Raw genomic sequence first — 3081 nt, 5'->3', positions numbered from 1 at the left:
ACGTCTCATGCGGTCGGCTCCAAGTCCGTTGGAGGTGCCCGAGAGCGCCGGACAACGTTGTCTGACGCTTTGTCGCCGGTAGGGTGCCACGACTGGTCCAGACCTGCCATGAGTCCGGACGTCACAATTAGGGATCCCCCTAGCGCGCTTGTGACGCGCCCTCACACTGCGACGGCGCTTGTTGTGGGTGCTGGGTCCGGGCCCCGCCGGAAGTGCCGGAAGCGCCGGGCTCAGTTCCCCACGCCGAGCCCGGACATGAACGCGGCCGGGTATCGGTCGCCGCGCGCCGCGCCCAGCGGCACCGCCTTCTCGATCTCGGCAAAGTCGTCCGCGGCGAGCTCCAGCTCGATCGCGGGCAGCGCCTCGGCGAGCCGTTCACGGCTACGCGCGCCGATCAGCGGCACGATCTCCTCGCCCCGCGCGGCCACCCAGGCGATGGCGAGCTGGGCGACGGTGCACCCCTTCGTCTCGGCCACCCGGCGCAGGGCCTCCACCAGGGCGAGGTTGTGTTCCACGTTCCCGCTCGCGAACCGCGGGCTGAAGGCGCGGCTGTCGCCGGGGGCCGGGGGATCAGCGCCCAGAGATGAGACCACGGCTGAGGACGCCGTACGGACTGCGAGACCCTCGTCACCCCCGACCTGGGCCAGCGACTGCCGGTGCTGACCCCGGCGGACGCCGAGACCCGCGAGCGGCTGGCCCTGCTGCGGGTGCTCGGCATCGAGGCATTCCCCGCCGGGGAGGCGGGCCCTAACGCGAGGGCGCGGGGGCCAGGGTCGCCTCGATGCCCGCCACGATGGCGCGCAGCCCCTCCTCGAAGCGCGCCTCGTAGTCCTGGAACAGGTCCGAACTCACCGCCGCCGCCAGCGGATAGCCCTCGGCGGCCATGCGCTCCTCGCGCTCCGTGACGTCGTAGCCGGGGGTCCGCTCCCCCGGCCGGGGCTCGACGGACTGCTCCTCGATCACGAAGCCGAGCGTGAAGCTGTACGCGATGAACGAGGCGCGGGCGGCGGCGCTCGGGGTGAAGCCCGCCGTGACGAAGGCGCGCAGGTGGTCCTCCTGCGGCCCGGCGTGGTCGGTGCCGGTGAACCGGCTGCCGCTGAAGACCTTCGCGCCGTCGCGGTAGCCGAGCAGCGCTTGGCGCAGGGCGCGGTGGACGTGGACGAGCCGCTCCTGCCAGGTGCCGTCGCCGAGGTCGCCGTACGCCTCGGACATGCGCCGGTACATGGCGGTGCTCATCGCGTCGAGCAGCGCCTGCTTGTTCTTGAAGTGCCAGTACAGGGCGGGGGCCTGGACGTTCAGCTCCTTGGCGATGCGGCGCAGGGTCAGCCCTTCGAGACCCACGTCGTTCAGCAGCCGCAGGGCGGTGTCCACCACGAGGGTCTGGTCGAGTCGCGTCGTCGCCATCCGGTCATTCTCCCCGCTCAGAGGGATCCCTTGACAATTTAACACCGTTAAGTGCACGCTCCCGGACATGGAACTTAACAACGTTAAGGAGACCTCGGGCGCCCCCGGGGCCATGCTGAACGTACTGATCGTCGGAGCCGGTCCGTCCGGCCTCACCCTCGCCATCGACCTGGCCCGGCGCGGGGTGCGGGCCCGGGTCGTCGAGCGCGGCGAGGCGCTGTTCCCGGGCTCGCGCGGCAAGGGGCTCCAGCCCCGGACCCAGGAGGTCTTCGACGACCTCGGCGTCAGCGACGCCGTACGGGAGGCGGGCGGTCCGTACCCGCCGATGCTGGGATGGCGGGACGGGCAGTCGCTCGGGGCGTTCCAGATGATCGAGCGGACCGATCCGGCGCCGGACCGGCCGTACCACGAGATTTGGATGCTGCCGCAGTGGCGGACGGTGGAGATCCTTTACGCGCGCCTCCAGGAGCTGGGCGGCGGCGTCGAGTTCGGCACCGCGCTCACCGGCCTGGAGCAGGACGCGGACGGTGTCACCGCGCATCTCGCGTACGGAGACGGCTCGGCCGGGACCGCGCGCGCCGCCTACCTCGTGGCGGCCGACGGCGGCCGCAGCACCGTCCGGAAGCGGCTCGGCATCGGCATGACGGGCGAGACGGTCGACCCGGCGCCGACCCTGATCGCGGACGCGGTGATCGACGGCGCGGAGCGCGGCCTGGGCCGCGACCACTGGCACGTATGGCAGCACGCGAAGGGCGGCGCCATCGCGCTGTGCCCGCTCCCCGGGACCGACCAGTTCCAGGTCGCCGCGCAGTACGACGCCCCGGACGCGGTCCCCGACACCTCCCCCGAGGCCGTCCGCCGGCTGATCGCCGACCGCACCCACCTCGCCGCCTCCGACGTCCGCGAGGTGCGGTGGGCCTCGACGTTCACCCCACGCGCGGCGATGGCCGACCGCTTCCGCGCGGGCCGGATCTTCCTGATCGGCGACGCCGCCCACATCCACTCCCCGGCGGGCGGCCAGGGCCTCAACACCAGCGTCCAGGACGCGTACAACCTCGGCTGGAAGCTCGGGCAGGTGCTGCGGCACGGCGCGGACCCGGCCCTGCTCGACAGCTACGAGGCCGAACGCCTGCCGATCGCGGCGGGAGTCCTCGGCATCAGCACCCGCATCCACCGCGCCCACCGCTCGGGCGACGCCGAGGGACGGCGCCGCACGAGCGAGGTCCACCAGCTGGGCCTGTCCTACCGGGACGGCCCGCTGGCGGTGGATGAGCGGAACGGCCGAGACGGCCGGAGCGACGAGCGGGCACACCGGACCGACCACGGCCACCGAAACGACCGGGCCGACCGAGACCACCCGGGCCCACTCGGAGCCGGTGACCGCGCCCCGGACGCGCCGTGCGCCCTGCCCGATGGAACACCCGTCCGGCTCTTCGACGTCCTGCGCGGCCCGCACTTCACCCTGCTGATCCTCGGCGACGCGGCACCGCCCGCGCCGGACGCCGACTTCGGGGGCCTCGCCCCGGCGCTGGGGACGGCGGGATGCCTACGCACCATCCGGGCAGGCGGCCCGTCCCCCGACCTCCTCGACCCGGACGACCACCTCACCACCGCCTACGGCCCCGCCCCGGCCCTCTTCCTCATCCGCCCGGACGGCTACGTCTGCTGGGCGGCGGA

The 3081-nt window shown here is 73.3% G+C and carries 2 protein-coding genes and 2 pseudogenes; 2 read left to right on the top strand and 2 right to left on the bottom strand.

From position 1 onward, the window contains the following. Positions 1-230: 230 nt before the first annotated feature. Positions 231-609: pseudogene (locus GWI24_RS42710) on the bottom strand (aldo/keto reductase); the annotation flags it as partial. 2 nt (positions 610-611) lie between these two features. On the opposite strand from GWI24_RS42710, the pseudogene GWI24_RS45980 reads away from it, so the two are divergent. Then, positions 612-758: pseudogene (locus GWI24_RS45980) on the top strand (transcriptional regulator); the annotation flags it as partial. Here the strand turns inward: GWI24_RS45980 and GWI24_RS42705 are convergent. Further along, entirely contained in the window at positions 748-1404 is a 657-nt protein-coding gene (locus tag GWI24_RS42705; RefSeq protein ID WP_210951401.1) for a TetR/AcrR family transcriptional regulator C-terminal domain-containing protein, read from the bottom strand. The pseudogene GWI24_RS45980 and the gene GWI24_RS42705 overlap by 11 nt on opposite strands. Positions 1405-1471: 67 nt before the next feature. Here GWI24_RS42705 and GWI24_RS42700 point away from each other — a divergent pair. Then, the coding region (locus tag GWI24_RS42700) for an FAD-dependent monooxygenase (protein ID WP_210951400.1) at positions 1472-3081 on the top strand (1610 nt) is incomplete at its 3' end.

Source organism: Streptomyces sp. MK37H (genome assembly GCF_018035285.1).
Taxonomy (GTDB): Bacteria; Actinomycetota; Actinomycetes; order Streptomycetales; family Streptomycetaceae; genus Streptomyces; species Streptomyces endocoffeicus.
This window is presented reverse-complemented; position numbering and strand designations above follow the sequence as displayed.